Raw genomic sequence first — 25,092 nt, 5'->3', positions numbered from 1 at the left:
AGCGGTGCGGGTCGCGAGGGCGTCCCATTCGCGGTCGGGCAGGTCGCGGTGGAGCTCGAGGAGCTTGTCGGCGAGGTGCCCGACCGCGTAGCGCGTGAGCGGGACCTCGGCCTCGACGGCCGCGCGCACCGTGTCGGCGACGACGCCGGGGTCGGAGGCGTCCTCGCCCAGGCCCTCTTCCGCCCTGCGCGCCATGCCTTCGGCCATCACCCGGTACGGCCCGGCGCCGGAGTGGGCGCGCAGCTGCACGGCGGTCTGGTCCTCGAACCCGGTCTCGATGATGCCGGGCTGGACCACGACGACGTCGATCCCGAACTGGTCGACCTCCATGCGCAGCGTGTCCGAGAACGCCTCCAGGGCGTGCTTCGACGCGTAGTACCAGGCCCCGAGCGGGAGGGTGATCACGCCGCCGACCGAGGAGACGTTCACGATCGTGCCCGAGCCCTGCTTTCGCATGTGGGGCAGCACGAGCTGCACGAGCCGGGCCGGGGCGATGACGTTGACCTCGAACTGGTCGCGGGCCTCGGCCAGCGGTACCTCCTCTATGGAGCCGTGGACCACGGTGCCCGCGTTGTTGACCAGGACGTCGATGCGCCCCTGCTCTTCGATGACGGCGGCGACGGCGCGGTCGAGCTGCTCGCCGTCCCGCGCGTCCATCGCGAGCGCGCGGCCGCCCGCCGCGACCAGGTCGCGCATCTTGTGCACGCGCCGCGCGGCCCCGTAGACGACATGCCCGGCGCCGGCCAGGTCGAGCGCGGTCGCGCGGCCGATCCCGGCCGAGGCCCCGGTGACGAGGCAGACCTTCGTGTCCATGACGGTCACTCCTTCCAGGCGACGGGCAGCGAGTGCACGCCGTAGACGACCATGTCGGTGCGCATCGCGATGTCCTCGGGCGGTACGGCGAGGCGCAGGCCGGGGAAGCGCGCGAACAGCGCCGGGATGGCGACCTGCAGTTCGACGCGGGCGAGCTGCTGTCCGAGGCACTGGTGGATGCCGTGGCCGAGCCCCATGTGGCCGGTCGCGGAACGCAGGAGGTCGAGCACGTCAGGCTCGGCGAACTTCACCGGGTCGCGGTTCGCGGCGGGCAGCGACAGCGTCACGGTCTCCCCGGCCCTGATCGTCTCGCCTTCCAGCACAACGTCTTCGAGGGCCGTGCGCACCAGGAACGGGACGACGCTGAGATAGCGGAACAGCTCCTCCACCGCGCGGTCGGCCAGGCCCGGGTCCGCGCGGAGCGCCGCGAGCTGCACGGGGTGGGTCAGGAGCGCGTAGACGCCCGTGGCCAGCATGTTCGAGGTCGTGTCGAGCCCGGCGGCGAGCAGCATGAAGCTGATGTTGACCAGCTCCTCGTCGGTGAGCTCGCTGGCGGCCAACCCGCCGAGCAGGTCGTCGGTCGGCTCGGACCGCTTGGCCGCCACCAGTTCCGCGAGGAAGCCGAGGATCGCCGCGAACGCCGCCCCCAGCTCCTCGGGCGTCGCGTCGAGCCGCGACATCGACAGCGCCTGCTCCTGGAAGCGGGCCCGCTCCGCGTACGGGACGCCGAGCAGCTCGCAGATCATCTGCGCCGGGATCGGCTCGGCGAGGGCCGCCACGAGGTCGATCGGGCCGCCGTGCCGCTCCATCGCGTCCAGGTGCTCGTCGGCGATCTCGCCGACGCGTTCGGCCAGCAGCCGCATGCGCCGCACCGTGAACTGGCCGGTGAGCAGCCGCCGGTACCGGGAGTGCTCGGGCGCGTCCATCGCGATGAACATGCCCGGCGCGGGCGGCTGCCCGAGCGTCCCGCCCGGGATCGGCATGTGCTGCAGCTCGGTCCGGGCGCTGAACCGCGCGTCGCCGAGGACGGCACGCACGACCGCGTGCCCGGTGGCGATCCACCCGGTGTGGCCGTCGGGGTAGCTCAGGCGCGACAGCGGCGCGGCCTCGCGCAGCGCCGCGAGCCCTTCGGGCGGGTCGAACGGACGTGAGGCTTCGCGGGTGGTCGGCATGGTCGGGAACATGGCCTGCTCCTTGCGTCGGTTCCGGTTCCTATGCGCCGAATGCTAGGTTCGGATTTCGCAGTGCAGCAAGAAGAAAGAACTGTTGTTCCAGGTCACCGGCTTTGATTCTTTGCAACGACACTGCAGCTGAACGCACAGGGGGAGGACTCCATGCCCGGAGGGCGCCTGACCTTCGAGGAACGCGAGCGGATCGCCGCAGGCGTCGCGCGGGGCCTCAGCCACGCCGCGATCGCGCGCGGCCTCGGCCGCCCCGCCTCCACCGTCAGCCGCGAGGTCGCCCGCAACGGCGGCGACCGCCGCTACCGCGCCGACCGCGCCGAGCAGGCCTCCCGCTGGAGAGCCCGCCGCCGCAAGCCCTACCCGACGGCCGGGCCCGACACGGCCGAAGACGCCCCGGCCCTCCACGAGTTCGAGGAGCGGTTCACGCGGATGATGATCGGCACCGGCGTCCCCGCAATGGCCGCCAGGGTCCTGACCTGCCTGTACACCACCGACTCCGGAGGACGCACCGCCGCCGAGCTCGTCGTCGCCCTCCACGTGAGCCCCGCGTCGGTCTCCAAAGCCGCCGCCTGGCTCACCGGACGCGGCTTCGTCACGCGCGAACGCGAAGGCCGCCACCTGCGCTACCGGCTCGACCCGCAGTCCTGGTACCACGCCTGGCGGGCCAGCATCGCCGGGATGGACACGTGGGCCGAGCTCACCGGGCAGGGCGCCGACCTCTTCGGCGACGCCACGCCCGCCGGGGCCCGCCTGCGCGACACCAGCCGCTTCTTCGAATACCTGCGCCGGGACATGGCCGAAGCCGCCGAGCACTGGCGCCAGACCGTCGCCGGGACCGACGCGCCTCCCGGGGTGCAACGCGGCCCCTCAACGAGCGGCGGCCCAGGTCGCGGCGGTGGAACACTGGAGGCATGACGACACCGCAGCCGCCCGCCGCCTCCGCACTAGGCAGGTTCCTGCGCGCCCGCCGCGAAGGGATCACCCCGGCCGAGGTCGGCCTCGCCACCGGCCCCGGCATCCGCCGCACCCCCGGCCTGCGCCGCGAAGAGCTCGCCACCCTCGCGGGCGTCAGCATCGACTACTACACGCGCCTCGAACGCGGCAAGGAGACCCGCCCGAGCCCGCAGGTCGTCGAGGCCCTCGCCCGCGCCCTCAGACTCGACGGCGCCGAGCACGAGCACCTGCGCGACCTCGCCGCCAGCGCCGCCCGCCGCTCCGCCGACACCCCGAAGGCCCCGAGCCGCACCCTGCCTCCCGGGATCGCGCAGATCCTCGAGCGCCTCCGCCCCAACCCCGCGTACGTGATGAGCCGCAGCATGGACGTGCTCGCCTCCAACCCGGGCGGGCTGCGCCTGCTCCCGGGGATCGAGGAATGGCCCGCGACCAAGCAGAACGTCGCCCGCTACATGTTCCTGCACCCGAACGCGCAGGTCGCGATCGCCGACTGGGAGAACCAGGTGCGCGGGTGCGTGGCGAGCCTGCGGGCGCTGGCGGGGACGGAGCCGGACGCGCCGGACCTGCAGAGCCTCGTGGGGGAGCTGTCGGTGAAGAGCCCGGCGTTCGCGAAGCTCTGGGACCGTTACGAAGTGCGCGGCCACACGACCGGCCGCAAGTCCTTCCACCACCCGCTCATCGGCGACATCACCCTGGGCTACCAGGGTTTCGAGCTGGCCGGAGGGACCGGGATGCGCATGGTCGTGTACTACGCCGAGCCCGGCAGCGGCGGGGACGACGCGCTGGCGCTCCTCGACATGGCGTCCCCTGTAGAGGATTCGGTAGAGGCCGTGTGAACGGCGAAAGCCGGGACGCTCGCGTCCCGGCTTTCCTCTTCGCTTGCGCTACTTCATGGTGTCGACGTCGATGACGAAGCGGTACCGCACGTCGGAGGCGAGCACGCGCTCGTAGGCCTCGTTGATCTGGTCGGCCGAGATGACCTCGACCTCGGAGGCGATGCCGTGCTCGGCGCAGAAGTCGAGCATCTCCTGGGTCTCGGGGATGCCGCCGATTGCCGAACCGGCGAAGGTCTTGCGGCCCATGAGCAGGTTGAACACGCCGACGGGCAGCGGCTCGCCGGGAGCGCCGACGTTCACGAGGGCGCCGTCGACCGCGAGGAGTCGCAGGTGCGCGTCGATGTCGATCTTCGCGGAGACGGTGTTGATGATGAGGTCGAAGCTGCCGGCGAGAGTCTCGAACGTGGCCGGGTCACCGGTCGCGAAGTAGTGGTCGGCGCCCAGGCGGAGGCCGTCCTCCTGCTTCTTGAGCGACTGGGAGAGCACCGTGACCTCGGCGCCGAGTGCGTGGGCGAACTTGACGCCCATGTGGCCGAGCCCGCCGAGGCCGACGATGGCGACCTTCTTGCCGGGGCCCGCGTTCCAGTGGCGCAGCGGCGAGTACGTGGTGATCCCGGCGCACAGCAGCGGCGCGGCGGCCTCGAAGGGGATGCCCTCGGGGACGCGCAGCGCGAAGTGCTCGTCGACGACGATGTGAGTGGAGTAGCCGCCCTGGGTGATGGTGCCGTCGGCGTCGACCGACCCGTAGGTGCCGACCATGCCCTTGAGGCAGTACTGCTCGTTGCCCTGGAGGCACTGGACGCATTCGCGGCACGAGCCTACGAGGCAGCCGATCCCGGCGCGGTCGCCGACGGCGTGCTTGGTGACTTCGGCGCCGACCTCGGTGACGATGCCGACGATCTCGTGGCCCACGGTGAGCGGGTACTGCTGCGGGCCCCAGTCGCCGCGCACGGTGTGGATGTCGGAGTGGCAGATCCCGGCGTACTTGATCTCGATGAGCACGTCGCGCGGGCCGAGGTCGCGGCGTTCGACGGTGGTCTTGACGAGCGGTTCGGTCGCGGAAGGCGCGGCCCAGGCGTTGGCGGTCAGCACGGTTGCTCCAGATCGTTCGGCGGTTGCGGGTCACGGGTGAGCGTAGTCATCAGATTGCGATGCGCGCATGTTTCCGGCCCACCCGAATCCTCGCTCCGTTTCGGGGAACCGCCAATGACCGGGTCTTCACCGGGGCGCGCCAGCGGGGGAACAGCAGGGCCCCTCTGGCGGTAGCGGTCCTGCTCACCGCCTTCTCTAGCAAAGCGAAGGGGCCGAAGGCGCATGCGCCTTCGGCCCCTTCGACCCCAGAGGAAAAGCGTTAGTCGGCTTTGACGCCGGCGTCTTCCGCGACCGCCGTCTGGCGGGTGCGGACCTTGCGCAGGAGCGGCACGATCACGACGGTGAGCACGAGGATCGCCACGAGCGTCCCGGAGACCGGGCGCTGCACGAACTCGCTCACGTCGCCGCCGAAGATCCGCATGGAGCGGCGGAACGAGGCCTCCAGGAGCGAGCCGAGCACGAACGCGAGGACGAACGGCCCCGGCTCGAACCCGAGCTTGCGCATCCCGTAGCCGAGCAGGCCCAGGCCGATCACGAGCAGCATGTCGAAGGCGTTGTTGCGGATCGAGTAGGTGCCGATCATCGTGATCACCACGGTGATCGGCGCCAGGATGCCCGGGCGCACCTTCAGCATCCGCACGAACAGGCCGATGAGCGGGATGCTCAGGACCAGCAGCAGGATGTTGCCCAGGTACATCGAGTTGACGACGCCCCAGAACACGTCGGGGTGGTCGGTCATGAGCGCCGGGCCCGGCGTGATGCCCTGCAGCATAAGCGCGCCGAACAGCACCGCCATGGTCGCGTTCGCGGGGATGCCCAGCGTCAGCAGCGGGATGAACGACGAGGTCGCGGCCGCGTTGTTCGCCGACTCCGGCCCGGCGACGCCTTCGACGGCGCCCTTGCCGAACCGCGACGGGTCCTTCGCGCTGCGCTTCTCGACCGCGTACGCCACGAGCGAGGCCATCGTCGCGCCGCCGCCCGGCAGGATGCCGAGGACGAACCCGGTGACCGAGCCGCGCAGGATCGCCATCCGCGACTTGAGCCAGTGCAGGCGGCTGGGGATCGCCCGCCCGAACGAAGGCACTGCGGTCTGCGGCCGGTTGCGGTGCTCCAGGTTGTACAGGATCTCGCCGACCCCGAAGAGCCCCATGGCGACGATCGTGAAGTCGATGCCGTCGGCGAGCTGGTCGGTGCCGAACGTGAACCGGGGCGTGCCCAGGAGCGGGTCGAGGCCGACCGTGGCCAGCAGGAGCCCGGCCGCCGCGGCGGCGGCGCTCTTGATGACCGAGCCGTTCCCGAGCGTGCCGACCAGGAAGATCCCGATGAGCGCCAGGACGGTGTACTCGGCCGGGCCGAACGCCAGCGCCACGCCCGCCAGGGCCGGGGCGATGAACGAGAGCAGGATGATCGACGCGGTGCCGCCGATGAAGGAGGCGATCGCGGCGATCCCGAGCGCGGGACCGGCCTCGCCGCGCCGCGCGAGCGCGTGCCCGTCGAGCGCGGTGACCACTGTGGATGCTTCACCGGGCAGCTTCAGCAGCACCGAGGTGATGGTGCCGCCGTATTGCGCGCCGTAGAAGATCCCGGCGAGCATGATGACGGCCGCCGTGGGTTCCAGGTTGTAGGTGACGGGCAGCAGGATCGCGATCGTCGCGGCCGGGCCGAGGCCCGGCAGCACGCCGATGAGCATCCCCACGGTGACGCCGAGCAGGCAGAAGAGAATGTTCTGCCACTCGAACGCCACCGTGAACCCGGAGAGCACTGAGGAGAAGTCCACGTTGAGTACTCCAGTGGGGACGGACTAGAAGACGATGATGTGGGGGAGCGGCACGTTGAGCCCGATGATGAACAGGGCGTACGCGGCCGCAGTGACGGCCACCGCTAGACCTGCGCTCATGAGCCACGACTCGCGGCTGAGGAACTTCAGCCACGCGAACAGCAGCAGCACGGTCGGCACCTCGAAGCCCACGATCTCGTACAGCGAGGCGTACACGGCCAGGCCGCCCGCGGCGGCGAGCACCGCGACCGTCCCGCGCGTGAACGCCTCGGTGTCCCTGCGGGACTTGGCGGTCACGGCGATGATCCCGATCCCGGACGCCACGAGCAGGCAGGCCACGATCAGCGGCCAGAGCCCGGGGCCCGGATCGGTGAGGCTCCCGACGTTCAGTCCGAAGCTCAACCAGGCCGCGACGGCGCCGAGCGCCACGGGCACGGCGCCCGCGACGACCGACTGGACGCGGCCGCCGGCGCGCGGCCCTTCCGGCTCTTCCTCTTGGGCCGCAACGGGTTCGGTATCGGCCATGACCGCCTCACCCATTACGCGCTGCCGAGTTCGACGCCGGAGTCGGCGATCTGCGCGGCGAACTGCTCGGTGGCCTCGGCCAGGTGCAGTTCCGCCTCGATGCCGTCGACCTCCCAGCGCTCCATGAAGTTGTCCTGGAGGAACTGGCCGTACTCGCCGCCCTCGCGGGCCTCCTCGAACGCCAGCGTCAGCACGCCCACGACGTCGTCGGGGGTGTCGGCGGGGACGACGATGAACCGGCGCTGGTCGACGAGGATGTTGTGGCCCGCCTCCAGCGCGGTCGGCACGTCGTTGAGGTAGACGCTGCGCTCCTCGGAGAACACGCACAGCGGCCGCATGTCGCCGGCTTCGATGTGCGGCATGGTCTCCGCGAGCGAGAGCGAGGCCGCGTCGATGTCCTGGCCCAGCAGGGCGGTGACGGTGGGGCCGCCGCCGTCGAAGGGGACGTCGGTGGCGGCGACTCCGGCGAGGCCGAACAGCAGGCCCGCCGAGAGCTGCGAGCCGGTGCCCACGCCGGTGGTCCCGTAGTTCACCGCGTCGGCCTTGAGCAGGTCGTCGAGGGTCTGATAGGGAGAGTCGGCGTGGACGACGAGCACGTAGCCCTCGTTCGTGAGGGTGGTGATGATGCGCAGCTGGTCGATGGTGACCGCGTCAGGGTCGTCGACGACGAGCGGGCCGATGGCGAACAGCGACTTGACGGCGAGGGAGATCGTGTACCCGTCCGCCTTGCCCGCCAGTAGTTCTTTGAGGCCGACGGCGCCGTTGGCGCCGGGCTTGTTGGTGACCGGCAGGGACTGGCCCAGCGGCTCTTCGGCGGCCTTGGCGACCGCGCGGCTGATGAGGTCGCCGGAGCCCCCGGCGTCGAAGGGGACCCAGAAGTCGACCGCGCGGGTCGGGAAGTCCGCCGCAGTGTCGTCAGCGCCGCCCTGCACCTGGCAGGCCGCGAGGGCGGCGAGCGAGGGCACCGCGGCGAGACCGGCGAGCAGTCCGCGTCGGGGGAGGGGGTGTTGCATTGTGTCTGCTCCTCTTAGTGATCGAATAGCCACGAATTCATCCCAGCGATGGGCGTTTCGGGTTGAAGTTCCATCCGGGGACAAGGTATTGCATAGCGGCCGCGTCGTCGCGCGCGCCCAGCCCGTTTCTCGAATACTGCTCATGAGCTGCATCCACTTGGGCCTCATCGACATCGACGCCGAGTCCCGGCGTTTTCGGCACTTCGATCGCACCGTCCACGATGCGCGGTGGATTGGCGGTGAGGCGCTGCCCGTCCTGCCAGATCCAGTGCGTGTCGATCGCGGTGATCCGGCCGGGCGCGGCGGCGGCGACATGGGTGAACATCGCCAGCGAGACGTCGAAGTGGTTGTTGGAGTGGGAGCCCCACGTGAGGCCGAAGGCCTCGCAAGCCTGGGCGACGCGCACCGAGCCGGCCATGGTCCAGAAGTGCGGGTCGGCCAGCGGGATGTCGACGGCGTCGGTGCGCACGGCGTGCGCGAACTCCCGCCAGTCGCACGCGATCATGTTCGTCGCCGTGCGCATGCCGGTGGCGCGCTTGAACTCCGCGAGCACTTCGCGCCCGGAGTAGCCGTTCTCGGCGCCGCACGGGTCCTCGGCGTACGCGAGCACGCCGTCGAGGTCGCGGCACAGCTCGATCGCTTCGCTGAGCGACCACGCGCCGTTGGGGTCCAAGGTGATCCGCGCGTCCGGGAACCGCTCGGCGAGCGCCCTGACGGCCGCGGCCTCCTCGCGGCCGGGCAGCACGCCGCCCTTGAGCTTGAAGTCCCGGAACCCGTAGCGCGCCTCTGCGGCCTCGGCAAGGGCCACAACGCCTTCAGGGGTCATCGCGGCCTCGTCGCGCAGCCGCAGCCACGCGTCGTCCTCAGTAGACCCGTCGCGGTACGGCAGATCGGTGCGGCCCTTGTCGCCGACGAAGAACAGGTACCCCAGGACCGGGACGCTCTCGCGCTGCGGCCCGTCGCCGAGCAGTTCCGCCACGGGCACGCCGAGGTGCTTGCCGAGCAGGTCGAGCAGGGCCGCTTCGAGCGCGGTCCGGACGTGGACGGTGACCCTCTGGTCGAACGTCTGGCGTCCACGCCCGGCCGCGTCGCGGTCGGCGAAGCGGTGTCGCACCGCTTCGAGGACCGTCCGGTACGCGCCGATCGACGACCCCAGTACGAGATCGGCGGCGTCCCGGAGCGTCTGCGCGATGGCCTCGCCGCCGGGCACTTCGCCCACGCCGGTGTTCCCGGACTCGTCGGTGAGGATCACGAGGTTGCGCGTGAAGTACGGCGCGTGCGCACCTGAGAGGTTGAGCAGCATGGAGTCCTGCCCGGCGACGGGCACGACCCGCATTGCGGTCACTGTCGGGGTGGTCGCCTGTTCCGCTGGGCCAGCGGCCGGTTCGAGTCGGGTCATGAGGCCGACTGCTCGATGAGGCGCTTGAGTGCGGCGAGTTCGCCCTCGCCGAGGTCGTGGAGCGGCGGGCGCACGGGCCCGGCCGTGCGGCCCACGGCCGTCATGCCCGCCTTGACGATCGACACCGCGTACCCCTTGCCGGCGTTGCGGATGTCGAGGTACGGCAGCACGAACTCGCGCAGCCGCCGGTACACCCCGTCGCGGTCCCCGGCCCGGACCGCGTTGTAGAACTCGATCGCGAACTCTGGCACGAAGTTGAAGATGGCCGAGGAATACGTGGTGACGCCGAGCTGAATGTAGGGAAGCGCGAAGGTCTCGGCCGTGGGCAGCCCGCCGATGTACAGCAGCCGCTCGCCGAGGGTCGCGTACAGGCGCGTCATGAACTCGATGTCGCCCACGCCGTCCTTGAACCCCACCAGGTTCGGGCACTCGGCCGCGAGCCGCTCGATGGTGGCGACGCCGTACTCGGCGTTGGACCGGTGGTAGACGATGACGCCCAGCGAGGTCGCCTCGCACACCGCGCGGACGTGCGCGGCGAGGCCGTCCTGCCCGACCTCGGTCAGGTACGGCGGGAACAGGAGCACCGCGTCGGCCCCGGCGGCCTCGGCGTCCTTCGCGAACGCGACCGCCTGGGCGGTGCCCTGCCCGGCCGGGGCGATGATCGGGACGGCGCCGGCGGCCTCGTCGACCGCGACGCGCACGACCCGGCCGACCTCCTCGGGCGTGAGCGAGAAGAACTCGCCCGTGCCGCCCGCTGCGAACAGCCCCGCCGCAGGGAAGGACGCCAAGTGCCCCAAGTGCTTCCGGTACCCGGTCTCGTCGAAGGAGAGGTCCTTCTGGAAGTGGGTCACGGGGAAGGACAGCAGGCCCTCGCCCAGCGCACGCTGGATCTCTGCGGGGGTGTATCGCGACATATGCGGCAGTCTCCTGTTCCGTGGATTTGGCCCGTACCGTAACCCCCTCCGGTCATACCGGTCCAACACTGAATTGACATCAACTGATACCTTCAGGGCATGGCCACAGGCGACATCGGGTACACACTCGACCAACTCAGGTGCTTCGTGGCGGTCGCCGAGGAGTCCCATTTCGGCAGGGCCGCCGAGCGCCTGCTCATGACCCAGCCGCCGCTGAGCCGCCAGATCCAGCGCCTCGAACGCTCTGTCGGCTTCGACCTCTTCCTGCGCACCCAGCGCGGAGCCGAGCTCACCCCGGCCGGGCGGATCTTCCTCGAAGAGGCCCGCAGGCTCCTGTCCTCGGCCGACACCGCGCCGCTGCGCGCCCGCCGCGTCGCCGCCGGAACCGCCGGGACCATCCGCATCGGTTTCACGGCGGTCTCGGCCCTCACCGTCCTCGGCCGCTGGATCGCCGTCGCTGCAGCGGAACTGCCCGGCGTCGACCTCGTCCTCAGCGAGATGGTCACGCACGCGCAGCTCGACGCACTGCACGCCGGGGAGATCGAGATCGGCCTGGTCCGCCAGGTGCCCCGCTCGGACCTGCTCGACTCCCGGCTCGTGGCAACGGACTCGCTCATCCTCGCGGCCCCGCGCGACCACCCGCTGACCCGCCTGGAGCGAACGCCCACAATGGAGGACATCGCCGAGCACGACGTCGTCACGTACTCGCCCTCAGAGGCCTGGTACTTCTACGAGCTCGTCGTCGCCGCGTTCCAGCAGGCGCACCTCAAACCCCGGTACGTGCAGCACATCAGCCAGGTCCACACGGTCCTGTCCGTGGTCAACGCCGGGCTCGGGGTCGCGCTCGTGCCCTCCTCGGCCAGCGCGTTCAACCTCTCGAACCTGGTCTTCCTCGACATCGAGGACCTGCCGCCGGACACCGTGGAGCTCTACGGCGTCTGGCGCCACCGCCACGGCAACCCCGCTTTGGACGCCCTCCTGGACGCCGTCTAGGCGTTCCCGATCGACTCGCGGCCCACGAACTCCGTCGGCAGCGCCGACTCGTCTTCCGAAGCGCCGCCGTCGATCTCGATCAAGAGCCGCCTGATGCCGTGCTCGCCGAGTGCCGCCAGCGGCATCCGGATCGTGCTCAGCGCCGGGGTCGGCAGGTCGGCCCCGAAGATGTCGTCGAAGCCGACGATGCTCAGCCGGCCCGGCACGTCCAGGCCGTGGTCGCGGCACTCCCGCAGGAGTCCCAGCGCGACCAGGTCGTTGTAGGCGAGCACGGCGCTCACGTCGGCGGCCTTGACCCGGCCGAACGCCTCCGCACCGCCCTCGCGGGTAGGCGCGTTCGACTTGATCTCCACGATGGACATGTCCCATTCCACCGCGATGTCGAACGCGTGCTGCCAGCGCTGGCCGTTCATCCACGAGGCCTCGGGCCCGGCGAGGTAGGCGATCCGCCGGTGCCCGGCGTCCCGCAGCCGCTCCAGCGCGGTCGTGATGCCCGGCCGCACATCGGGGATGACGGCCGGGATGCCGTCCACGAGCCGGTTCACCACCACGAGCGGCTTCACGGAGGAGAGCTCCTGGATCTGCGCGTCCTCGAGGCGCGAGCCGACGAGCAGCAGACCGTCCACAGAGGTCTGCAGCCGCTCGGCGGTGGCCCGCTCCAGCTCGGGGGACTCCTGCGAGTCGGCGAAGACGATCGTCATCCCGGACTCGGAGGCCACCCGCTCGGCCCCGCGCACGAGGTCGAAGTACGCGGGGTTGGTGATGTCGGAGACGAGCAGGCCGAGCGTGCCGGTCTTGCCGGTCGGCAGCGCGCGGGCCATGGGGTTGATCCGGTAGCCGAGCTCCTTGGCGGCGTCGCGGATGCGCCGCTCGGTCTGCGCGTTGAGGCGGCCGGGCTTGTTCAGCGCCCGCGACACCGTGGAGGGGCTGACGCCCGTCATCCGGGCGATGTCGTAGATCGTCGGGGGCGCCTTGCGATCGCCGTTGCGGGGACGGGTGGCGGCGTCGGACTGCTCCATGCCTCCCCTTTCGCGCTTGTTGCCGGGGTTGTCAACCGGCAATCGATTGGTGCCGCGCTGTCGGTTTCGGACACGAGGCGTAACGAGCATACCTGAGCGCGGCCATGTTCGATGCGCCGAGGGCTGCGATCAAATCGTGATGGCAATCGATTGACAATTGCTAAGTCACGTGTTTGAATTGCCCGCATGACCCAGCCGCAACGCCGCGATCCCGACCGGCTCCTCCCCGCCGATCCGCAGATCCGGGCCGTCGCCAGGGACCTGTACCAGCGGGTCGCCGACGCGCCGGTCATCTCGCCGCACGGCCACGTCCCCGCCTCCTGGCTGGCAACCGACACGCCGTTCCCGGACCCCGTCGACCTCCTTGTGCGCCACGACCACTACGTCACCCGGATGCTCCACGCCGACGGCGTCGACCTGGCCGACTTCCGCGCGCTAGCCGCCGCCGACCCCCGCGCGGCCTGGCGGATCTTCGCCGCCCGCACGCACCTCTTCGCGGGCACGGCCTCGGGCTACTGGCTCGACGAGGCCCTGACGCAGGTCCTCGGGATCGAAGCGCCCCTGGACGCCGGGACCGCCGACGCGGCCTACGACGCGATCGCCGCCCGCCTCGCCCAACCCGCGTTCCGGCCCCGGGCCCTGTTCCGCCGTTTCAACATCGAGTTCCTGGCGACCACCGACGACCCGCTCGACGACCTCGCCGACCACGCTGCGATCCGCGCCGCCGACCTCGGCGGGCGCGTCGTCCCCACCTTCCGCCCGGACCGGTACCTCGACCCCGACGCCGCCGGTTTTTCCGCGAACGTCCACCGCCTCCTCGCCGCCACCGGCGAGCCGTCCACCTTCGCCGGTTACCTTGCGGCCCTGGAGGAGCGCCGCCGCTACTTCATCGCGCACGGCGCGGTCTCCACCGACCACGGCGTCGAGGAGCCCTACACCGCCGACCTCGAACCGAGCGAGGCCGAATGGCTCTTCAAGCTCGTGCTCGCCGGGACGGCCGACGCCGCCGAGCGCCGCGAGTTCCGGGGCCACATGCTCGTCCAGATGGCGCGCATGAGCGTCGAGGACGGCCTGGTCATGACCCTCCACGCCGGGGTCCTGCGCAACCACAGCACCGCCGCGTTCGAGCGGTTCGGCCCCGATACCGGCCACGACCTCCCGGTCCGCACCGATTACGTGCGCGGCCTGCGCCCGCTCCTCGAACGCTACGGTCTCGCCGCAGGTTTCCACCTCGTGCTCTTCACTGTGGACGAAACGGTGTTCTCGCGCGAGATCGCCCCGATGGCGGGCTTCTACCCGAGCGTGTTCATCGGCGCCCCTTGGTGGTTCCTCGACGCGCCGGACGCGATCGGGCGGTTCCGTTCCGCGGTGACCGAGACCGCCGGGTTCTTCCGCGGCTCCGGTTTCGTCGACGACACGCGCGCGTTCCTGTCGATCCCGGCCCGCCACGACACGGCCCGCCGCGCCGACGCCGCGTTCCTCGCGCGGCTCGTCACCGAAGGCCGCGTGGCGCTGCCCGCGGCCGAGCGGATCATCGGCGAGCTCGTGTCCGACCAGCCGAAGCAGGTGTTCAAGCTGTGAGAACGCCACTGCTCGGCCGCGACGTGCTGCCGCACCGGCCCCCCGTCCGCATCGTCCACCTCGGACTCGGCGCGTTCCACCGCTCGCACCAGGCCTGGTACACCGCGAAAGCCGCCGACGCCGCAAACTGGGGCATCGCCGCCTACTCCGGCCGCTCGCCCGAGGCCGCCGAGACCCTTGCCGCCCAAGGCGGCGTGTACACGCTGATCGAGCGCGCCGCCGACCACGACCGGTGTGAGCCGGTGGGCAGCATCGTGCGGGCCGTGCCCGGCGACGACGTGGACGACTTCACCGCCACGCTCGCCGACCCGGCGGTCGCGATCCTCACCCTCACGATCACCGAGGCCGGGTACCGCCTCGACGCGAAAGGCAACCCGGACCTCGCCGACCCCGAAACGGCCGCCGACATCGAGCGCCTGCGCGACCGCACCGGGGCACCGCGCACCGCCCTCGGCCGCGTCCTCGCCGGACTCGAAGTACGCCAACGCAACGGCGCGCCGCCGCTCGCGGTCGTCCCGTGCGACAACCTCCCCGACAACGGCGGCCTGGTCGAACGCGCGCTCACCTTCCTCGCCGACGCGACCGGCCGTCCCGGTCTGCTCGACGGCGTCTCGTTCGTGTCCACTTCGGTCGACCGGATCACACCCCGCCCCGACCAGGCCGACATCGACCTGGTCGCCCGCGCCACCGGCCGCCTCGACCGGGCGCCCGTGGTCGCCGAACCGTTCAGCGACTGGGTCCTCAGCGGCGAGTTCCCCTCGGGCCGTCCCGCCTGGGAGACCGCCGGGGCCCGCTTCGTTGACGACATCGAACCCTGGGAGCGGCGCAAACTCTGGCTGCTCAACGGCGCGCACACGCTCCTCGCCGCGTCCGGCACCCTCCGCGGACACACCACCGTGGCCCAGGCCATCGCCGACCCGGTGTGCCGGGCCCAGGTCGAGGCCCTGTGGGACGAGGCCGCCCGGCACCTGCCCGACCTCGGCCTCGCCGAGTACCGGGCCGCGCTCGTCGAACGCTTCGCCAACCCGCGCATGGAGCACCGCCTCGCCCAGATCAACGAGGACTCGCGCACCAAGATCCGGCTGCGGATCGTGCCCGTGGCCCTCGCCGAACGCGCGGCCGGTCGCCCGGCGCGCGGCTGCGCCACCGCGATCGCCGCATGGCTCCTCGCCGAGAACGCCGACCTCGCCGAGATCGCACCGGCGCTTGCGGCCGATACGACGTTCCGCGCCGAAACCGACCGCGCCACGCAGACCATTCAGACCACCACCACGAGTCAGAAAGCAGAGACTGTCCCGATGAGCTTCCCGAACGGCTTCCTGTGGGGCGCCTCCACCGCGCCGCACCAGATCGAAGGCAACAACCTCAACTCCGACTTCTGGGCGAACGAGGGCCGCATGCCCGGCATGGAGCGCAGCGGCGACGCCTGCGACTCTTACCACCGCTACCGCGAGGACATGCAGCTCCTCGCGGACAACGGCTTCAACAGCTACCGCTTCGGCATCGAGTGGGCCCGCATCGAGCCGGTCCCGGGCGAGTTCTCGCGGGCAGAGCTGGGCCACTACCGCCGCATGATCGAGACCGCGCTCGAACTCGGCCTCAAGCCCGTGGTCACCCTGCACCACTTCACGAACCCGGCGTGGTTCGCCGCTGAAGGCGGCTGGATGGCCCCCACCGCGATCGACCGCTTCCGCGCGTACGTCGAGACCGCGACGTCCATCCTGGACGGCGTCGAGTGGGTCGTGACCATGAACGAGCCCAACATGCTCGCCATGATGACCGGCCTCGCGATCAAGATGCAGCAGGCCGCCGCAGCCGGAGTCGAATGGCAGAGCCCCACTGTGGATGACGGCCCCCGTCCGCCGCTCCCCGCTCCCGAACCCGAGATCGGGAAGCGCTTCGTCGAAGCCCACCACGCCGTGCGCGACCTCATCCGCGAACGCACCGGCGCGAAGGTCGGCTGGTCCGTAGCCAACCGCGCCTACGAGGCCCGCCCCGGCGGCGAGGCCAAGATGCAGGAACTCCAGTACATCTGGGAGGACCTCTACCTCGAAGCCGCGAAGGGCGACGACTTCGTGGGCGTCCAGTCCTACTCCGCGCAGTGGGTCGGCGCGGACGGCATCGAGCCCTACCCGCCCCACCCGGACAACACCCTCGTCGGCACCGCGTTCCGCCCCGACGCCATCGGGATCGCCGTGCGCCACACCAGCGAGGTCACCGGCGGCGTCCCGATCCTCATCACCGAGAACGGCATCGCCACCTCCGACGACGAGCGCCGCATTCTCTACACCGAAGGCGCCCTCCAGGCCCTGCACGCCGCCATCAGCGACGGCATCGACATCCGCGGCTACCTGCACTGGAGCCTCCTCGACAACTACGAGTGGGGCCACTGGGCGCCCACCTTCGGCCTCATCCAGGTCGACCGTGAGACCTTCGTCCGCACCCCCAAGCCCAGCCTCGCCTGGCTCGGCGGCATCGCCCGTGCCAACGGCGCCGGAATCGTTTAGGAGCCCCCGATGACGATTCCCGACGTCTCCGGCAAGTCCCTCCACGAACTCGTGTCCCTTGCCGGACGCCGCGCCGTCGTCACCGGCGGCGGGCGCGGCCTCGGCAAGGCCATCGCGCTGCGACTGGCCGAAGCCGGCGCCGACTTCCTGATAGGCGACATCGACGGCGCTCTCGCCGAGAGCGCCGCCGCCGACATCGCGAAGCAGCACAACGTGAAAGCCATCGGCACCGTCATGGACGTGGCCGAGGAAGCGAGCGTCGCCGCCGCAGGCGAACTCGCCGCCGAGCAGCTCGGCGGCGTCGACATCTGGGTCAACAACGCCGGGGTCTTCCCGAGCGTGCCCGTGGCCGAGATGAGCGTCGAGGCCTGGGACCGGGTGTTCGCCGTGAACACGCGCGGGGTCTTCCTCGGCGCCAAGGAGGCTGCGAACCGCATGGACGGCGGCGGCGTGATCGTCAACGTCGTCTCGACCGCCGGTTTCAAGGGCACCGCGCCGGGCCTGGCCGCCTACGTCGGCTCCAAGCACGCCGCGCGCGGCCTGACCAAGCAGCTCGCACTCGAGCTCGCGCCCAAGGGCATCCGCGTCCTCGGCGTCGCACCGAGCTTCGTTCCGACCGAGGGCAATATGGCCGCCGCGGTGGCCGCCGCCGAGGCGATGGGCGCGCAGCTCGACGCCGCCCAGATCGCCAAGACCATGGGCACCGGCCTGCTCGGCCGCATCGGCGTCCCGGACGACATCGCCCGCGTCGTGCTGTTCTGCACGAGCGACCTCGCCGCCCTCATGACCGGCTCCACCCTGCTCGCCGACGCGGGCGACACCATCTAGCACCCGACCATCGCAACGACGCGCAGGAGAACCAATGCTCGCAACCCGCACCAGCCCGACCCGCGAACTCGTGGGACTCGACGGCCTGTGGCGCTTCGCCATCGACACCAAGGTCGGCGAGACCCCTTGGGCCGCACGCCTGGACACCAAGCTCGAAGCGCCCGTCCCGGCCAGCTACAACGACCTCTTCACCGACCCCGAGATCCGAGGCCATGTCGGGGTCGCCTGGTACCAGCGCGAGGTGCGGGTCCCGCGCGGCTGGGCGGGGGAGCGGATCGTGCTCCGCTTCGGCTCGGTCACCCACGCCGCCAAGGTGTACGCGAACGACACGCTCGTGGCCGAGCACGCCGGGGGCTACCTCCCGTTCGAGGCCGACCTGACGGGTGTCGTCGCTCCGGGCGAGGAGTTCCGCCTCTCGGTGGCCGTCGACAACCGGCTCACGAACGAGACGATCCCGCCGGGCACGGTCACCGTCGGCGAGGACGGCCGCGAATCGCAGTCGTACCTGCACGACTTCTACAACTATGCCGGTATCGCCCGCTCGGTGCGGCTCTACAGCACCCCTCGGACCCACGTCAGCGACGTCACCGTGGTCACCGATGTCGACGGTGCCGACGGCTTGGTGAACTACCGGGTCGAGACGAGTGGCGACGCCGAGGTGCGGGTGCGCGCCGTCGACGAGTCCGGAACCACCGTCGCGGAAGCTAAGGGCGCCACGGGCACGCTCCGCATCGCCGACGTCAACCTGTGGCAGCCGGGCGCGGCGTACCTCTACGACCTGGTCGTGGAACTCACCGCCGAAGGCACTGTGGTCGACTCCTACGCGCAGCCGTTCGGCGTGCGCACCGTCGAAGTCCGGGGCACCGAGTTCCTCATCAACGGGAAGCCGTTCTACTTCACCGGCTTCGGCAAGCACGAGGACACCCCGGTGCGCGGCAAGGGCCACGACCAGGCCTACCTCGTGCACGACTTCGAGCTCCTGCAGTGGACCGGCGCGAACTCCTTCCGCACCGCGCACTACCCGTATGACGAGGAAGTCCTCGACTACGCCGACCGGCACGGCTTCGTCGTCATCGACGAGACCGCCGCCGTCGGCCTCAACCTCGGCGTCCAGGGCGGCCTGACGGGTATCCCGCCGACGCCGACCTTCGCGCCCGAGAACTTCGGCGGCGTCACGGGCGAGGTCCACGCGCAGCACCTGCGCGACCTCATCGACCGCGACAAGAACCACCCGTCAGTCGTCATGTGGTGCATCGCGAACGAGCCTGCCTCCAATGAGGACGGCGCCCGCGAGTACTTCGAGCCCTTGGTGAAGCTTGCCCGCGAGCTCGACCCGACCCGCCCGCTGACTTACGCCGCCGTCATGTTCGCGACCCCCGCGAACGACCAGATCGGCGACCTGTTCGACGTGCTCTCCATCAACCGCTACTACGGCTGGTACGTCTTCACCGGCGACCTCGCCAAGACCGAGCAGGTCCTGGAGATGGAGCTGCGCGGCTGGGTCCAGCGCTTCGGCAAGCCCATCATGATGAGCGAGTACGGCACCGACACCCAGCCCGGCCTGCACTCGGTGTGGGACTCGCCGTGGAGCGAGGAGTACCAGACCGACTTCCTCGCCACCTACCACCGCGTGTTCGACCGCATCCCGGAGTTCATCGGCGAGCAGATCTGGAACTTCGCCGACTTCCAGACCGGCCCCGGCATCCACCGCGTTGACGGGAACAAGAAGGGCGTGTTCACTCGGGACCGCAAGCCCAAGTCCTCCGCGTTCTCCCTGCGCCGCCGCTGGGCCGGCCTCGACGGCCGCAAGCCCGGCCAATCCTCTTAGGAGCCTCCCGTGATCATCGATAAAGCGGAAGTGATCGTCACCAGTCCCGACCGGAACTTCGTGACCCTCAAGCTCACCACCGACGACGGCCTCACCGGCCTGGGCGACGCGACCTTGAACGGCCGCGAACTCGCCGTCGTCGCCTACCTCTCCGAGCACGTCGTCCCGCTGCTGCTGGGCCGGGACGCCCACCGCATCGAGGACACCTGGCAGTTCCTGTACCGCTCCGCGTACTGGCGGCGCGGTCCCGTCACGATGGCCGCGATCGCCGCGGTCGACATGGCGCTGTGGGACATCAAGGGCAAGGCCGCCGGGATGCCCGTCTACCAGCTCCTCGGCGGCGCCTCGCGGACCGGTCTCCTCGCCTACGGCCACGCCTCGGGCAAGGACACCCAGGAGCTGTTCGACTCCATCCGCTCCCACCAGGAGCAGGGCTACCGCGCCATCCGCGTCCAGACCGGCGTGCCCGGCCTGAAGTCGATCTACGGGATCGCCTCGAACGACACCTTCGAGGCGATGGAAGGCGTCCGCTACGACCATGAACCGGCCCAGCGCGGCGCCCTCCCGAACGAGGAGGACTGGGACACCCGCTCCTACCTCCGCCACGTCCCCACTGTCTTCGAAGCGGTCAGGAACGAGTTCGGCCCGGAGCTGCCGCTGCTCCACGACGCGCACCACCGGCTCACCCCGATCCAGGCCGCGAAACTCGGCAAAAGCCTTGAGCCCTATGACCTGTTCTGGCTCGAGGACGTCACGCCCGCCGAGAACCAGGAGGCCCTTCGCCTGGTCCGCCAGCACACCACCACGCCGCTCGCCATCGGCGAGATCTTCAATACCGTGTGGGACTACCAGCAGATCATCCGCGAGCAGCTCATCGACTACGTCCGCTCCGCCGTCACGCACACCGGCGGCATCAGCCATCTGAAGAAGGTCCTGGACTACGCCTCGCAGTACCAGATCAAGTCAGGTATGCACGGCCCCACCGACATCAGCCCCGTGGGCATGGCCGCCGCGATGCACCTGGGCTTGTCGATCCACAACTTCGGCATCCAGGAGTACATGAAGCACGGCGCCAAGACCGACCAGGTCTTCCAGCAGTCCTTCACCTGGACCGACGGGCTCCTCCACCCCGGTACCAAGCCGGGCCTGGGCGTCGAACTCGACACCGACGAGGCGGGCAAGTACCCGTACGTGCAGGCCTACCTGCCGTACAACCGCCTCGCCGACGGAACGGTCCACGACTGGTGAGTACTCAGGAAATCGCAGTCGTCGTCATGGGCGTCTCCGGCTGCGGCAAGTCCACGATCGCCGCGGCGCTGGCCGCGGCGGTCGGGGGCGCGCTCAACTGCGCCCCCGGCAACTTCGTCGATGCCGACGACCTGCACCCCGAGGCCAACGTCAAGAAGATGGCCTCGGGGACCCCGCTCACCGACGAGGACCGGTGGCCCTGGCTGGACGAGGTCGGCGCCGCTATCCGCGCCCGCCTCGCGGCCGGAGCACCGGCGGTCGTCGCCTGCTCGGCCCTGCGCCGCGCCTACCGCGAAGCCATCGCGAAGGCCGCGGGGACCGAAGTCCGCTTCGTCCACCTCCACGGCTCCCGCGAGCTCATCGCCGCCCGCATGAACGCCCGCGCCGGGCACTTCATGCCGCCGGGCCTCCTCGACTCCCAGTTCGCCACGCTCGAACCGCTCGAACCCGACGAACCCGGCCTCACCGTCGGCATCGAGGGAGACCCGCAGGAGATCGTCACGGCGATCCACACCCTTCTGAAACGTTCCAACGACCTCGACCCGTTCGTCCACTAGCCCGTTCAGCCCGTTTTGCTCACAAATCGATATCAGCACCGGCAATACCCCTGGCAACAGGTGTATCCCTCGTAGTTCAAGCGACAAGGAAGTCGACATGTCCCAAGACACCCAAGCGGTGGCCCCCGAACCGCCCGCAGGCCAGATCACGGCCCCGCCACTAGAGCGCGTCAGCAAGGCCTACCTGGCCTGGATCATGCTCGCCAGCTTCGGCGCCTCCATGGCCATCATGGTCCCGATCTCGTACTCCCTCGCGGTGCGGATCGACGAGCTCGCCCCCGGCCGCGAAGAACTTCTCGGCTACGTGACCGGCTCCGCCCAGTTCGTGTACCTCGTGATCAGCCCCCTCATCGGGCTCTGGAGCGACCGCATCCGCTCCAAGCTCGGCCGCCGGACGCCCTTCATGCTCGCCGGCACCGCCCTCGGCATGATCGGCCTCGTCGCCATCGCCGCCTCCCCGAGCCTCCTCACCGTCGGCCTCGCCTGGGTCGTCGGCATGATCGGCTGGTCCACCGCCGGACAGGCCGTCCAGAACCTCCAGGCCGACCGCGTCCCGGAAGAGCAGCGCGGCAAGGTCTCGGCGCTGGCGAACGTCTCCACCCAGATCGCGCCCGTGCTCGGCATCGGCATCGCCTACGCCGTCGCCTCCAGCACCCTCCTGGTGTTCGTCGTGCCCGGCCTCGTCGGCGCGGTCCTGCTCGTCCTGTTCCCGATCTTCAAGCCCGAAGGCGACTCCCGCGAGCTCGTGGGCGAGGGCAACCGCGTCACCGTCAAGAGCCTGGTCGCCAGCTACGGCTTCAACCCGCGCAAGTACCCCGACTTCGGGTGGAACTGGCTGGGCCGGTTCATCTTCTTCATGGGCCTGTACTTCAACACCGCCTTCGGCACCTTCTTCTACGCCCAGCGACTCGACATGCCCGTCAAAGAGGTCGCCGGGATCGTGGCGACCATCGGCATGCTCGGCATCGTCGCGGCCACCGCCGGGGCCATCGCGGGCGGGTTCCTCTCGGACAAGCTCCAGCGCCGCAAGCTGTTCACGTTCATCGGCGCGCTCCTGTTCATGGGCGGTGCGATCGCAGAGGCCTTCGCGTACTCGATGCCGCAGCTGATCGTCGGCGCGGTGCTCATGCAGCTCGCCATCGCCGTGTTCGCCGCCGTCGACCAGGCGATCGTCTTCGCGGTCCTGCCCGACCGGGCCCAGGCCGGGCGCTACATGGCCGTGGTCGCATTCGCGCAGAAGATCCCGAGCGCCGTCGCGCCGCTGATCGCGCCGTTCATCATCACCTTCGGCGTCGCGGACGGCGGCGACAAGAACTACACGCTGCTGTACCTCACCGGTGCGGCGCTGGCCATGATCGGCGGCCTCATCATCATGTTCAAGATCAAATCGGTCCGGTAGGGAAGACGATGCACTCAGCGCCTTACGACCTGCGTATCGACGGCGGCGGCGACCAGTTCCCGGTCTCCGGGCCCGCGCCGCGTCTGTCCTGGAAGCCCGCAGCGGACGCCTCCGGCTACGAACTCGAAGCCGTGGTCGACGGCGAGACCCGCACGGCCGAGGCCAGCGGCCACCACCTTGTGGCCTGGCCCTGGGCCCCGCTCGCCAGCGCCCAGCGGGTCGAATGGCGCGTGCGCGCGCTGGGCGGCGACTGGTCCGCCCGGCACGCCTTCCAATCCGGTCTCCTCGAGGACGACTGGACCGCCCGGTGGATCTCTCCGGTCGAGACCGAGGACCCCGGATACGGCAAGCGCGGGGCCCACACCCTCGCGGTTACTTTCAACGCCCGCGAGGTCCGCTCGGCCCGGCTCTACGCCACCGCGCTCGGCGTCTACGAGGCCTTCGTGAACGGCGAGCGCGCGGGCACGGCCGAACTCTCGCCCGGCTCGACCTCCTACGACCGGACCCTGTACGCCCAGGCCGCCGACGTCACCGAGGCGATCCGTTCGGGCGGCAACCGGATCGAGATCGTCATCTCGGACGGCTGGTACCGGGGCCAGGTCGGTGCGTTCCGCGAGCCCGCCCAGTGGGGCGCGGTCCTCGGTGCCCGCGCCGAACTCCACCTCGAATACGAAGACGGCACGGGCGAGGTGATCGGGACCGACGGTTCGTGGACGAGCACGCCGTCCCCGATCACGCGCGCCGACCTCATGGAGGGCCAGACCCTCGATCTTCAAGCGCCCCAGGCTGAACCGGTCCCGGTCCTGGTCGACCAGGTGAGCGGTCCGGCGATCGACTGGTCGCCCGCGCCGCTGATCCGCACCGTCGAGTCCCGCGCCGCCGTCAAGGTCTCCGAGGTCAAGGACGGCGTGTGGGTCGCCGACTTCGGACAGAACGCCTCCGGCTGGATCACCCTCACCGACCTCGGCCCGGCCGGGACCCGCACGGTGATCGACTACGGCGAGCACGTCGGCCCCGACGGCGACCTCTCGACCTCCAATCTGGACTCGTTCAAACCCGGTGAACCGCCGATCACGTTCGTGCAGCGCGATGTCGTCGTCTCCGACGGGTCCGGTGCGGCCTTCGAGCCCCGCCACACCGTGCACGGCTTCCAGTACGCCCGCATCCAGCGCGACGCCCCGCTCGACCCCGGCGACCTCCGCATGCAGGTCGTCAACACCGACCTCGCCCCGGCGGGCGAGTTCGCCTGCAGCGACGAGGATCTGAACCGCCTGCACGAGGTCGCGAAGTGGAGTTTCCAGGGCAACGCGGTCGACGTCCCGACCGACTGCCCGACCCGCGAGCGCCTCGGCTGGACCGGCGACTACCAGGTCTTCCTGCCTACCGCGACGCGCTTGTACGACGTGCTCGGCTTCAGCCGCAAGTGGCTGCGATCGGTGCGCGACGACCAATTGCCGGACGGCCGGATCGCGAACTTCTCGCCGGACGGCCGCCAGATCAAGTCCCATCTCGACACCCAGTTCGCGATGATGACCGGCTCCGCCGGCTGGGGCGACGCGATCACCGCCGTCCCGTGGGAGCTCTTCACGGCCTACGGCGATGTGCAAGTGCTGGAAGAGAACTGGGACGCGATGGTCCGCTGGGTCTCGTGGCAGCTCCAGACCGCCGCCTCGGCTCGCCACCAGTCCCGCATCGAGCGCTCGCCCGAACCGGCCGCGCACGAGCAGTACCTCTGGGACGGCTCTTTCCACTGGGGAGAGTGGTGCGAACCCAAGGAGCGGGCCGCCGACGGCACGTTCATCGACCCGATCAAGACGAACCCGATGGCCTGGTTCATGGCGGACAAGGGCGAGATCGGCACCGCCTACCTGTACCGCTCGGTGTCCACCCTCGCGCAGGGCGCCGCCGTCCTCGGCCGCGAGGAGGACGCCCGCCGCTACGACGCCACCGCCGAAGCGGTGCGCGACGCCTGGCGCACCGAGTACCTCGATGCCGACGGCCGCACGCAGTCCGACGACCAGGCGAGCTACGTCCGCGCACTCACCTTCGGCCTGATGCCGGACAGCCTCCGTGAGCAGGCCGCCGACCGCCTCGTGGAGCTCATCCGCGAGAAGGGGAACCACCTCGCGACCGGGTTCCTCTCCACCGCAGACCTCCTGCCGGTCCTGGCCGACTCCGGCCACGCCGATGTCGCCTACGACCTGCTCCTCCAGCGCACGTCGCCGTCGTGGCTCGGCATGACCGACCAGGGCGCGACGACGATCTGGGAGGACTGGGACGGCGTCGACGAGCGCGGCGACGCCCACGACTCGCTCAACCACTACAGCAAGGGCGGCGTGGTCCGCTTCCTGCACACCCACACCCTCGGCCTGCGGCAGGCCGAAGGCGTCGGCTGGCAGTCCTTTGTCGTCGCGCCCGTTCCGCACGCCTCCCTCACCTGGGCGAAGGGTTCCTACGAGACGCCGCAGGGCCGCATCAGCGTCGAGTGGCGGACCGAAGGCGGCGAGTTCCACCTCGACGTCGAAGTCCCGCCGGGGACCAAGGGCCGCATCGTCTTCCCGAACGGCGAGGAGTCCACGGTCACGCAAGGGGTGTTCAGTTTCGTTCGCCCGCTTAAGGTGTAGA

Annotated in this window: 19 protein-coding genes and 2 pseudogenes; 12 read left to right on the top strand and 9 right to left on the bottom strand. The window is 70.4% G+C overall.

Annotation, left to right across the window (positions count from 1 at the left end):
* Positions 1-6: 6 nt before the first annotated feature.
* Both ACZ60M_RS21235 and ACZ60M_RS21230 read right to left on the bottom strand, forming a co-directional pair.
* Positions 7-813: pseudogene (locus ACZ60M_RS21235) on the bottom strand (oxidoreductase); the annotation flags it as partial.
* A gap of 5 nt (positions 814-818) precedes the next feature.
* On the bottom strand, positions 819-1,997 hold the full coding sequence (locus ACZ60M_RS21230; protein ID WP_465420567.1) for a cytochrome P450: 1,179 nt from the start codon (positions 1,995-1,997) through the stop codon (positions 819-821).
* Between the two features lie 150 nt (positions 1,998-2,147).
* Between ACZ60M_RS21230 and ACZ60M_RS21225 the strand changes: the two genes are divergently transcribed.
* Complete coding sequence (locus ACZ60M_RS21225) at positions 2,148-2,912, top strand: GbsR/MarR family transcriptional regulator (RefSeq protein WP_465420566.1); 765 nt, start codon at positions 2,148-2,150, stop codon at positions 2,910-2,912.
* Positions 2,909-3,787: a helix-turn-helix transcriptional regulator gene (locus ACZ60M_RS21220; RefSeq protein ID WP_465420564.1), complete on the top strand. Its 879-nt coding sequence runs from the start codon at positions 2,909-2,911 to the stop codon at positions 3,785-3,787. Before ACZ60M_RS21225 ends, ACZ60M_RS21220 begins: the two co-directional genes overlap by 4 nt.
* A gap of 48 nt (positions 3,788-3,835) precedes the next feature.
* Here the strand turns inward: ACZ60M_RS21220 and ACZ60M_RS21215 are convergent, their stop codons facing one another.
* The 6 genes from ACZ60M_RS21215 to kdgD form a co-directional block, all read right to left on the bottom strand.
* Positions 3,836-4,879: an NAD(P)-dependent alcohol dehydrogenase gene (locus ACZ60M_RS21215; RefSeq protein WP_465420563.1), complete on the bottom strand. Its 1,044-nt coding sequence runs from the start codon at positions 4,877-4,879 to the stop codon at positions 3,836-3,838.
* Positions 4,880-5,138: 259 nt separating this feature from the next.
* The gene (locus tag ACZ60M_RS21210) at positions 5,139-6,656 is read right to left on the bottom strand and encodes a tripartite tricarboxylate transporter permease (RefSeq protein WP_465420561.1); all 1,518 of its coding nucleotides are present in this window, start codon (positions 6,654-6,656) and stop codon (positions 5,139-5,141) included.
* A 24-nt stretch (positions 6,657-6,680) separates the two neighbouring features.
* The gene (locus ACZ60M_RS21205; protein ID WP_465420560.1) at positions 6,681-7,181 is read right to left on the bottom strand and encodes a tripartite tricarboxylate transporter TctB family protein; all 501 of its coding nucleotides are present in this window, start codon (positions 7,179-7,181) and stop codon (positions 6,681-6,683) included.
* A gap of 14 nt (positions 7,182-7,195) precedes the next feature.
* The gene (locus ACZ60M_RS21200; RefSeq protein WP_465420558.1) at positions 7,196-8,194 is read right to left on the bottom strand and encodes a Bug family tripartite tricarboxylate transporter substrate binding protein; all 999 of its coding nucleotides are present in this window, start codon (positions 8,192-8,194) and stop codon (positions 7,196-7,198) included.
* A 37-nt stretch (positions 8,195-8,231) separates the two neighbouring features.
* A complete protein-coding gene (locus ACZ60M_RS21195) occupies positions 8,232-9,530 on the bottom strand; it encodes an enolase C-terminal domain-like protein (protein ID WP_465420557.1) in 1,299 nt (432 codons plus the stop codon).
* Positions 9,531-9,589: 59 nt separating this feature from the next.
* Entirely contained in the window at positions 9,590-10,507 is a 918-nt protein-coding gene (gene kdgD / locus ACZ60M_RS21190) for a 5-dehydro-4-deoxyglucarate dehydratase (protein ID WP_465420556.1), read from the bottom strand.
* A 99-nt stretch (positions 10,508-10,606) separates the two neighbouring features.
* On the opposite strand from kdgD, the gene ACZ60M_RS21185 reads away from it, so the two are divergent.
* On the top strand, positions 10,607-11,500 hold the full coding sequence (locus ACZ60M_RS21185) for a LysR family transcriptional regulator (protein ID WP_465420554.1): 894 nt from the start codon (positions 10,607-10,609) through the stop codon (positions 11,498-11,500).
* Here the strand turns inward: ACZ60M_RS21185 and ACZ60M_RS21180 are convergent.
* Complete coding sequence (locus ACZ60M_RS21180) at positions 11,497-12,519, bottom strand: LacI family DNA-binding transcriptional regulator (protein WP_465420552.1); 1,023 nt, start codon at positions 12,517-12,519, stop codon at positions 11,497-11,499. The two genes, ACZ60M_RS21185 and ACZ60M_RS21180, sit on opposite strands and share 4 nt — an antisense overlap.
* A gap of 186 nt (positions 12,520-12,705) precedes the next feature.
* Here ACZ60M_RS21180 and uxaC point away from each other — a divergent pair, with 186 nt between their 5' ends.
* The 9 genes and pseudogenes from uxaC to ACZ60M_RS21135 all read left to right on the top strand — a co-directional run bounded on the left by uxaC (position 12,706) and on the right by ACZ60M_RS21135 (position 25,091).
* Complete coding sequence (gene uxaC / locus ACZ60M_RS21175) at positions 12,706-14,100, top strand: glucuronate isomerase (protein ID WP_465420550.1); 1,395 nt, start codon at positions 12,706-12,708, stop codon at positions 14,098-14,100.
* Positions 14,097-15,254: pseudogene (locus ACZ60M_RS21170) on the top strand (mannitol dehydrogenase family protein); the annotation flags it as partial. The gene uxaC and the pseudogene ACZ60M_RS21170, both read left to right, overlap by 4 nt.
* A gap of 144 nt (positions 15,255-15,398) precedes the next feature.
* Positions 15,399-16,607: a family 1 glycosylhydrolase gene (locus ACZ60M_RS21165; RefSeq protein ID WP_465420592.1), complete on the top strand. Its 1,209-nt coding sequence runs from the start codon at positions 15,399-15,401 to the stop codon at positions 16,605-16,607.
* 9 nt (positions 16,608-16,616) lie between these two features.
* Positions 16,617-17,435 (top strand): SDR family NAD(P)-dependent oxidoreductase, encoded by an 819-nt coding sequence (locus ACZ60M_RS21160; protein ID WP_465420548.1) that lies wholly within the window; start codon positions 16,617-16,619, stop codon positions 17,433-17,435.
* Between the two features lie 34 nt (positions 17,436-17,469).
* A complete protein-coding gene (gene uidA, locus ACZ60M_RS21155; protein ID WP_465420546.1) occupies positions 17,470-19,263 on the top strand; it encodes a beta-glucuronidase in 1,794 nt (597 codons plus the stop codon).
* 9 nt (positions 19,264-19,272) lie between these two features.
* The gene (gene manD, locus ACZ60M_RS21150; RefSeq protein WP_465420545.1) at positions 19,273-20,511 is read left to right on the top strand and encodes a D-mannonate dehydratase ManD; all 1,239 of its coding nucleotides are present in this window, start codon (positions 19,273-19,275) and stop codon (positions 20,509-20,511) included.
* On the top strand, positions 20,508-21,068 hold the full coding sequence (locus ACZ60M_RS21145; protein ID WP_465420543.1) for a gluconokinase: 561 nt from the start codon (positions 20,508-20,510) through the stop codon (positions 21,066-21,068). The genes manD and ACZ60M_RS21145 overlap by 4 nt, the downstream gene beginning before the upstream one ends.
* Positions 21,069-21,165: 97 nt before the next feature.
* Positions 21,166-22,467, top strand: coding sequence for an MFS transporter (locus ACZ60M_RS21140; protein ID WP_465420541.1), 1,302 nt, complete (start codon positions 21,166-21,168; stop codon positions 22,465-22,467).
* Positions 22,468-22,475: 8 nt separating this feature from the next.
* On the top strand, positions 22,476-25,091 hold the full coding sequence (locus ACZ60M_RS21135) for a family 78 glycoside hydrolase catalytic domain (protein ID WP_465420539.1): 2,616 nt from the start codon (positions 22,476-22,478) through the stop codon (positions 25,089-25,091).
* The last annotated feature ends 1 nt before the right edge of the window (position 25,092 follow it).

The organism is Glycomyces sp. NPDC050141 (genome assembly GCF_055586545.1).
The sequence above is the reverse complement of the archived record's forward strand: the minus strand, read 5'-3'. Positions and strand labels throughout refer to the sequence as shown.

Coding starts and splice junctions, on each gene's coding strand:
- ACZ60M_RS21230 (WP_465420567.1), bottom strand. CDS start 1,997: ATGTTCCCGACCATGCCGACCACCCGCGAAGCCTCACGTCCGTTCGAC.
- ACZ60M_RS21225 (WP_465420566.1), top strand. CDS start 2,148: ATGCCCGGAGGGCGCCTGACCTTCGAGGAACGCGAGCGGATCGCCGCA.
- ACZ60M_RS21220 (WP_465420564.1), top strand. CDS start 2,909: ATGACGACACCGCAGCCGCCCGCCGCCTCCGCACTAGGCAGGTTCCTG.
- ACZ60M_RS21205 (WP_465420560.1), bottom strand. CDS start 7,181: ATGGCCGATACCGAACCCGTTGCGGCCCAAGAGGAAGAGCCGGAAGGG.
- ACZ60M_RS21200 (WP_465420558.1), bottom strand. CDS start 8,194: ATGCAACACCCCCTCCCCCGACGCGGACTGCTCGCCGGTCTCGCCGCG.
- ACZ60M_RS21195 (WP_465420557.1), bottom strand. CDS start 9,530: ATGCGGGTCGTGCCCGTCGCCGGGCAGGACTCCATGCTGCTCAACCTC.
- kdgD (WP_465420556.1), bottom strand. CDS start 10,507: ATGTCGCGATACACCCCCGCAGAGATCCAGCGTGCGCTGGGCGAGGGC.
- ACZ60M_RS21185 (WP_465420554.1), top strand. CDS start 10,607: ATGGCCACAGGCGACATCGGGTACACACTCGACCAACTCAGGTGCTTC.
- ACZ60M_RS21180 (WP_465420552.1), bottom strand. CDS start 12,519: ATGGAGCAGTCCGACGCCGCCACCCGTCCCCGCAACGGCGATCGCAAG.
- uxaC (WP_465420550.1), top strand. CDS start 12,706: ATGACCCAGCCGCAACGCCGCGATCCCGACCGGCTCCTCCCCGCCGAT.
- ACZ60M_RS21165 (WP_465420592.1), top strand. CDS start 15,399: ATGAGCTTCCCGAACGGCTTCCTGTGGGGCGCCTCCACCGCGCCGCAC.
- ACZ60M_RS21160 (WP_465420548.1), top strand. CDS start 16,617: ATGACGATTCCCGACGTCTCCGGCAAGTCCCTCCACGAACTCGTGTCC.
- uidA (WP_465420546.1), top strand. CDS start 17,470: ATGCTCGCAACCCGCACCAGCCCGACCCGCGAACTCGTGGGACTCGAC.
- ACZ60M_RS21140 (WP_465420541.1), top strand. CDS start 21,166: ATGTCCCAAGACACCCAAGCGGTGGCCCCCGAACCGCCCGCAGGCCAG.
- ACZ60M_RS21135 (WP_465420539.1), top strand. CDS start 22,476: ATGCACTCAGCGCCTTACGACCTGCGTATCGACGGCGGCGGCGACCAG.